Source organism: uncultured Streptococcus sp., from assembly GCF_963516575.1.
Classification (GTDB): domain Bacteria; phylum Bacillota; class Bacilli; order Lactobacillales; family Streptococcaceae; genus Streptococcus.
The window spans coordinates 1-8,320 of sequence record NZ_CAUQCP010000059.1; the positions used below are offsets into that span (position 1 = coordinate 1).

The 8,320-nt window shown below is 29.7% G+C and carries 7 protein-coding genes and 1 pseudogene; 3 read left to right on the forward strand and 5 right to left on the reverse strand.

The features are described 5' to 3' along the window. Window positions 1–111: 111 nt before the first annotated feature. Window positions 112–1,166 (forward strand): annotated as a pseudogene (locus tag RWM06_RS08830) (IS630 family transposase). A 141-nt stretch (window positions 1,167–1,307) separates the two neighbouring features. On the opposite strand, the gene RWM06_RS08835 reads toward RWM06_RS08830, so the two are convergent. The 5 genes from RWM06_RS08835 to RWM06_RS08855 all read right to left on the reverse strand — a co-directional run bounded on the left by RWM06_RS08835 (window position 1,308) and on the right by RWM06_RS08855 (window position 6,339). After that, a complete protein-coding gene (locus RWM06_RS08835; protein ID WP_313970852.1) occupies window positions 1,308–2,138 on the reverse strand; it encodes a hypothetical protein in 831 nt (276 codons plus the stop codon). 37 nt (window positions 2,139–2,175) lie between these two features. Further along, complete coding sequence (locus RWM06_RS08840; protein ID WP_313970853.1) at window positions 2,176–2,979, reverse strand: class I SAM-dependent methyltransferase; 804 nt, start codon at window positions 2,977–2,979, stop codon at window positions 2,176–2,178. A 23-nt stretch (window positions 2,980–3,002) separates the two neighbouring features. Beyond that, complete coding sequence (locus RWM06_RS08845; protein WP_313970854.1) at window positions 3,003–4,340, reverse strand: YcaO-like family protein; 1,338 nt, start codon at window positions 4,338–4,340, stop codon at window positions 3,003–3,005. After that, window positions 4,322–4,960 (reverse strand): hypothetical protein, encoded by a 639-nt coding sequence (locus RWM06_RS08850; RefSeq protein WP_313970855.1) that lies wholly within the window; start codon window positions 4,958–4,960, stop codon window positions 4,322–4,324. Before RWM06_RS08850 ends, RWM06_RS08845 begins: the two co-directional genes overlap by 19 nt. A 170-nt stretch (window positions 4,961–5,130) precedes the next feature. Further along, window positions 5,131–6,339 (reverse strand): MFS transporter, encoded by a 1,209-nt coding sequence (locus tag RWM06_RS08855; protein WP_313970856.1) that lies wholly within the window; start codon window positions 6,337–6,339, stop codon window positions 5,131–5,133. Between the two features lie 390 nt (window positions 6,340–6,729). Between RWM06_RS08855 and RWM06_RS08860 the strand changes: the two genes are divergently transcribed. Both RWM06_RS08860 and RWM06_RS09700 read left to right on the forward strand, forming a co-directional pair. Next, the gene (locus RWM06_RS08860) at window positions 6,730–7,572 is read left to right on the forward strand and encodes a helix-turn-helix domain-containing protein (RefSeq protein ID WP_313970857.1); all 843 of its coding nucleotides are present in this window, start codon (window positions 6,730–6,732) and stop codon (window positions 7,570–7,572) included. Window positions 7,573–7,577: 5 nt separating this feature from the next. Further along, on the forward strand, window positions 7,578–7,871 hold the full coding sequence (locus RWM06_RS09700; protein ID WP_399553536.1) for a hypothetical protein: 294 nt from the start codon (window positions 7,578–7,580) through the stop codon (window positions 7,869–7,871). Window positions 7,872–8,320 lie beyond the last annotated feature (449 nt).

Genomic DNA, 8,320 nt, shown 5'->3' on the forward strand with positions numbered 1-8,320 from the left:
GTATTAAGAACTCCATAATTGTTTTTCTAAAATATAACTTTCAAGTATCCTTAAAAATAGATGAGGAAAAACTCATACTAGCCTAAAATCAGAAAACATATTATAGTAGTTATGAAACTTACAAACGAAGAAATACAAAAAATTGAACAATTCCTAAGAGATTCATCGTACGCCAAATATCACAAACGTCTACAAATTATTTATTTTCGCTCAAAAGAAAAGAGTTATAAGGAAATCATAAATCTGCTAGATTGCAATAAAACAACTGTTTGGAGGAATTTGAAAAATATAAGGAGTTTGATTTGGATGCTCTTCTTCAAGAGACCCGTGGCGGTCGCCATCGCAAATATATGACTTATGAAGAAGAGAAAGCATTTCTAAAATGCCATATAGAAGATGTTCAGGCTGGGGAATTTGTAACTGTCAATCACTTATTTGAAGCCTATCAAAAAGAGATTGGTCGTACTTCCACACGTGATGGTTTCTATTATCTCCTAAAACGCCATGGTTAGCGAACGATCACTCCTAGACCTAAACATCCCAAGAAGGCAGACGCTCAGACAATTGAGACGTCTAAAAATAAAATCTACATTCTATACCTTAAGTAAGCGCTTTAAAGAGGAGGAATCTTATAACAAAGTACGTTTGATGTATCAAGATGAAGCTGGTTTCGTGAGAATCAGTAAGATGAGTTCTTGTTGGGCTCCTAAAGGAAGCCGACCTAGCATTCATAGTCATTATATGCGAGAATATCGCTATTGTTATGGAGCGATAAATGCTCATACAGTAGATTCCTTCTTCCTTATTGCTGGAGGATGTAATACTGAGTGGACGAATGCATTTTTACGGCAAGTATCACAAGCTTATCCAGATGACTATATTTTACTTGTAATGGATAATGCTATATGGCATAAATCAAGTACCTTAGAGATTCCAAGTAATATTGAGTTGGCTTTTATCCCACCTTATACACCAGAAATGAACCCTATTGAACAAGTCTGGAAAGAAATTCGAAAACGAGGTTTTAAAAATAAAGATTTCCAAACATTGGAAGCCGTCATTGATAAACTTCAAGAAGTTATTCAAGGACTCGAAAAAAGCGTTTTAAAGTCCACTGTCAGCAGACAATGGACTTTAAAACGCTTTTTGAAAATAATTGGTATTAGTATGTTTCCCGTGGCAATCCCCCTCTCTCTACTTTCTCAACTACTTTATCCATGAAGAATCACTTTCTACAAGATATATACTTGATTTGGAATGTCCGATAGCAATACTTGGATAACTTTACTTTTCTGGTCATAACATTTTTAAAACTGATATAAATTATCCAAAAAGTTTAAATTAGATCCAGGGATGATAGAAAAAATTACCTCATTTACTCCAGATTTTTCCAATTCTCTTAGATACAATTTCAGAATTTCCTCTGTCATAACTAAGATATCTCTATCTTCAAACTGAATAATTTCTATTTTCTTCACTGCATTATTAATACTAATAGGTAAAAACATAATTAGTTTCTTGTTCTTTATTTTTTGTTTCAGCTTAGAAATATCCTCTAAATTACTTAACCAAATAATATTACTATCAATCAATTTGTCAAATTTATTAACCATGTCAATATTTTTTGTAGCTACAGCTAATCTAGGAATCTGTTTTAAAGCACCCATAGAATAGTAATGATTCTTTAGATTGATACGTCCATTCTGTTCCAAATTATTGAAATGATGATTATATTCAGTCAACCAAAATTCAAAGTTTAAACTCTTTTCACTCCATGAAATATTTGAATCTTTAAACAATAACTCTTTCTCTCCACTACCAACTCCTATAATTAAATTTTCTGTATTAACTAAGTTGCCCAAAGTTATTAATTCTCTAATAGTTAACATAATATTTCTAAAAGAAGTATTTAGAACTCCAATACCTAATTTTAAAAATCCATATTTAGATAATACATACTGAATAGCTAACAGGGGGTCCATGGCTATGCCTTCATCGCTATCTATTTTCTGAGTTGCCGGTAAATCTCTAAACCAAATCCTTAACTCATTGATGTTCTTTAGCTGATTTAGGCGATTCAGCTCATCATCTATATTAAAATTCCTATCCAAAGTAGGTAACATAATTCCATATTCCATTTTTATACAATCTCCATTCAATGTTCACTCTGATAAATTATAGTATTTGATTTTTATAAAACGAATTTCCGACTTTCGCAATAAATACTACTTCTGATTCATCAGCTAAAGCTACATAACTCTCTATCTCTTCTATCATTTGTAAATAGTTGTTAGGTAACATATCTTGTTTTAATCGTTTAAATAATTCATTATTTTTCTGAAAATTCCAATAAGATTGTAAATTAGAATAGCGTATAGAATATTTCTTTGATTTATGAGAAACACGTTGCAATGTACATTCTACAATACTATTCTGAATATCTTTTTCATATAAATATTTATTTTTCATGTTGAAGAACCGTTTGGCTTTTTCCAGTACCTTACCCTCATTTGCGTACCTATTAATAATCTCATTTATATGTTTTATATTTAATAAACTATCATTTGGTTCCCATTCACAAACTCCAAAAATTCCATCTGGTTCCAGTATTTGTGAAACATTTTCCAATATTTTTTTTCTATCAAAAAAATGAATAGCAAACATTATCATTACCGCATCAAATTTCTCTGTATTAGTTGAAAAAAAACGATTAATATCCTCTACTTTGAAAGTAATATTTGAATATTGTAATTGATTCAACTTTTCTTTTGCATACGCTATTGATTTTTTATCAATATCAATTCCAACTATTTTGCAAGGCGAATCGACAGTACTAGATAATATAAATGCTTCTAATCCTACTCCACAAGCTAAAATAAGTACATTTTGTGGATGATATTGTGCAAATTGTTGTACGAATCCATATCTAGCGTCATGTAATGCGTATTTCCAATCTTTAAAAGTAATACTATTATCCAAAATAGAATGCCTCCTTATCCGTTTTAGCTATGAGGTAATGGAAATAAATTTGGTAACTTATTACCTAAAGTTTGTTGTAATCTCTTGTTTCCTAACAGAGGAAAAGCTGTAGGCATATTAGCTAACATTTTAGGAGCTATACATCGAACGACGCTCATGCCTGCTACTTCTATATCAGACGTTGTAATATTTGCCATAAAAACATCAATTTTTTTATCTCTAAATTCTTTAATCAAGAATTTTTGTTGTTCGCTTTCTGTTAAAGAACTATTTATATCTAAGTACTCACTAATATTTTGGTAAGATGTCGTATTAAAAAAACTCATAACCTCACCATAAGCAACCGTATCCAAAAAGAATTGTGTATTTTGGAGTAAACTTATCATATCAGAATAGTCTTTATTATACACTTTAGTATAATTTCTATCTCTTTGAAAATCTTTGACACCAAACATATCTTGGTAGTTTTCTTTCCAGATAAATCCTTTTGGATCGGATAAATTAAAACTAAACATACGTAATTGATATGCTTCCATCAAGGCCTTTTCACTGGCCTGTTTAATATTAAAATGACAAGAAAAACCAACTGTGACAAATTTATTCTCATAATCGTTCAACACACAGGCTACTGTATACACTGAAAATTCAGTAGATAGTAGTAAAAACTTAAGAGCAATTCCTTTTGTTTCCGATTCATTTATTACGTCGCTCAATCTGTCTTTGGAATCTATTATTAACTCTTTTGCTGGCTTTCTTCCTATCCACCAAAGCATCGTCGCATCTCTTTCAATAATTTCTAACAAACTATTTATTATGGCATAATTAACAGTTGAACCTGCAGACAATCCTGAAAATAGTATGGGTAATCTATTCCCTTTGACTTTTTTATTTTTTTGATAACTACGATAATCAACATATACAACATCTGCAGGTAGATAACAGTTCTCATCTTTTACTAGGTTTATCATTGGAACCCACTCTACTAAAACTGATTCATCTACCCCGAAATAAGTATTTATTTTCTCCAATTGCTCTTTGGTAAATTGTAAAAATTCCTTTGGATTTAAAAAATTATAACCTCTTTCTAACATTTCAACTACACTAGCCTTCAATAAATCGTCGGGAACATGATTTCCACAATATCTTTCAACCCCTTCTCCTATAGCAGACTTAATAGCCTTATCCTCATCGAAGCTATAACCTGTACTAATTTTATCCATCGGCCAATTCAACAACCTTGATACATCATTAAGTAAACATGTATACGCAAACATGGACGACGGTTCCCCATGCCTATTCTCCACTTTATATACATGTTTCACTAAACCAAAAACCTCATCTACTACATCAAAAATAGCCATTTCCACTCCTCTTTTATTTTTTCTTTTACAACTGGAAGAGGTGTATACTGTACAAAACTCATCTCATTAGTTCGAATATCAATCTTTCCGGCCATAGTCTCTCTTGATTCAGCCAATTCAATAAAATCAATAAATAATTTTCTATATTCACTAGATTCAAATATAGTTTCCGACATTAACTGAGGATATTTTCGTTGATTTTGCATCATTTCTATATAATATTTATAAAATTTGGAAGATGATAATACTCTTATCACGTAATTATCTATTTCATCCTTAGAATACAAAACTGGACTAATTAATATATAATTATCAAGTGTATTTAGTATTCTAATCTTTCCTTCATTCTCTAATAATGTATTTAATGAGTATATATCAAAATATTTGCATTTACAAATGTACGTCGGGGTGCTAAAATTTTTAGTTACAAATGAATTGGAAAGATCAATAAATTGACCATTTTTTAATATATCAAGTAAATTATCTGATATACCTTTACATAATTGATTATAAAAATCTTCAAAATTCAAATGAATAATAATCTTTTTATCTGTTTTTCTATCCCATATTAACGTTCTTCCATCATAAGGTAAAACATGGACAGTACTTTTTAAATACACTTTAGTCCTCCTTTCCACTCCAAAAAGCAGCACTCAAGTTTACATGAGTACTGCTCCTCTAGACTAATCAGCTTCGTAATATGCAGCAGCATGATGACAATTTGCTACATAGGACATAACAACTTCTTCAAGTTCTTCAAAAATAATTTTTTCTGATTCGTTCATATTCATTACTCCTCAATTTTAAATTTAATGATTTTTCTATTTAATAATATCCAAATAGTTACGATAGCGTATATAATAGTTGCAATCAGGTAAACAGCCTGTATACCAATCCGACTACTTAAATAGCTAAATATTGCCAAAGAGCCAGATGAAGTAATCGTTAATATTAATTGCCTTAGAGAAAAAACACGTCCTATCGAATAAGTAGGGGACTTCTCTTGTATTAATGATTGTTGCACCAAATCTCTAATTTGATACGGAATTCCAATGAAAAAGTTAATAACAAGAGCCAAGAAAGCTACTTTATTAAAAGCGTATATACCTGTAAAAATAGCAATCACAAGTGATGAAAAAAAGATAACTTTTCCCCCAAACTGAGAAATATACTTAGAGTATCTAATGCTTATAATTCCTCCTACAATCGAACCTACAAAGTAAGCAGCTCCTTGAAATCCCCACCATTCCTCTGATAAGTTCAAAAAACTCGTCGTGAAAAATAATAGAAAAGTTTGCGTCCAAATCACATTAGCAATTGATTCACATGTGTCCATAATGGTTATATTCCACAATTCAGTAATATGGAACAAATCATACCATCCCTGCTTCAATCTCTCAAAATAAGGGAGTAAATTCGTTTGCACTCTATCTTTTGTATCTATTTTCTTCAAGAGCCACAAGGATACAGTAATCATCAAAATAATCACACAAAATGCCGCAAAAGGATTAAGGAATAGAACAAAAGGTATTCCAAATGTCCAAGTAGCAGTTTGAAATACTTGAATGACAGTATAGAAAATACCATTTAAACGAATTCTATCCTCTTTAATTATATCTGCAAGCAATACACCTTGCGCAGGAGAAATAGCACTATCTAATAAACTCAATAAAAATTTTGATATTAACACAATATATATATATCTATAAGTACATATGAGTAGTATAATAATAAAAACTTTGGCTATCAATGCTCCTAGCATAATCCACTTTGCTGAAATCTTGTCAAAAATATTTGAAAGTAGAATACTTCCTAATATTCGTGAAATAGATCCAACAACTAGAATCATACTTGTATCAAATAGCGATTGACTCATTTGATATACAAAGAGAATTAAAACCATATCTAACAATATTCCAGCAAGAATAATAAATACTTGGGCTGTTAGAAACTTTAAAAATGACTTACTAAGTTTATTACTTTTTATTTCTGTTCTCACAACTATCCTTTTTCAAATATTCATTTAGTTTAGAAAAATCATAATATTTTACTAAATACTCTTTAAATTAATAGTTAACATGCAACGTCTTATCTATAATACATTGGTATCATTCCCTCCTACATCGTGTTACTTCATTAAGATGTCTTAAAAATTAATTGTGCATTTTATATTTTTAGTAGTAGTAAGTCTTTGGAGAATCCCAAAGACTTAAGTGTACACCTAAGCACTCTATCCACCTACAATAATTATGATATCCAAAAATAAAAGCGGTATTAGTAAATACTTAGTAAATTTTGAAATCTTCAGCATCTTATTTCTCCTTTTTTCTTTTCTATATTGTACAATAAAGAAAAGAAATTATCATTTTTGTTGTGAAAGTGGGAATATATGAAATTCAATTTAGGAAAAACCCTTAGAAAAATTCGTAAAGGAAAACAAATTAGCATTAGTTCTGTCGCTGATGAACATTTATCAAAATCACAAATTTCTAGATTTGAGAGAGGAGAATCTGAGATATCTTGTGCTAGGTTAATAAATATTCTTGATAAACTTAATATATCATTAGAAGAATTTTTGATAATCCATAATAACGATTTTGGAAAATGTGAAAACTTTATGAATCTTATAAAACATATTCGTGAAGATTATACCCTACATCGTGTTATATCACTCAAGAATACACTATATTGTAATATCGATTTAACAGACTTTGATAGGACAATGTTAAAATCAATTATATATGCTCTTGATAGCTCCCATAAACCTACTGACGAGGAATTATTAAAATTAACAGATTATCTTTTCAAAATAGAAAATTGGGGTTATTACGAAATAATATTACTAGGAAACTGTGTCCGAACCATAGAGTATTCTTCTTATTTTTTACTAACTAAAGAAATGTTGAAAAATTATATATACTCCTCTTTAAATAAAACAAATAAAAAATTAGTAACCCAACTTGCTATTAACTGTTTAATTGCAAGTATAGATGCTAAGAAATACAACAATTGTAGATTTTTAATCAAAGAAATATCTAGATTACTAGATAACGAACTCAATTATTATGAACAAACTATATTCTTATATGCTCAAGGATACCTCGAATTTGCACAAGGAGCTCACTCTGGAATATCCAAAATGAGAGATGCATTACAGATTTTTGATATTCTAAACGAGAGTTCAATAAAAAAACAGTACGAGGATCATCTTTCCTCACTTATTGATAAATAATAAAAATGAGTACTATATTTACTGAACATTCATCATTAAAAGAACTAAACTTTAAAAATTTGAGACTTTTGGAAATTTTATTTAAGAGTGGATGCATAGAACAAATAGATACACTAGATAGCAGCATACAACCTACAGATAATGAAATACTTCAATTAACGGATTATCTGTTCAAAGTCAAAAATGGAAGCTATTATAAAATCATACTACTTAAAAATTATTCTATAACTACTAAGTACACTTTATTTTTCCTATTAATAAAAGAAATGGCCGAGCGATTATATCTATTCATCACTTAAGAAATAAATAAAAGATTAGTTACTCAACTCGCTATTAATTGTTTGTTATTAAGTACAGATAAAAATCAATATAATGACTGAAATTAAATAACTTTTAGCTAATAAAATTAAACTCCTATGAAGAAAGTGGCTTGAACAGCTTTATTTATTTGAAAAAAGACAGTAAAAAAGCACAAAAAATCACTTCCTGTGCTATACTTTTTTAGATTTGGCGTTAAAACTGTTTCCTCAGTCCTAGCGCCTTTTCTTTTTTGATTATAAAGACTTTCTGCCCACTTTAAACAACTAACAAAAGTTATAAGTAGACTTTATTTTAAAATTCTAACTCTAACAACCATTTCGATTAGTTAAATCTTTCAATCTTTCTTCTCCAGATTTAAGCATCTCTTTCTCAACTTGATTCCATTCTCCAAATAGTAAATCATGAAGAACGGTTGCTGCTGAAGTTG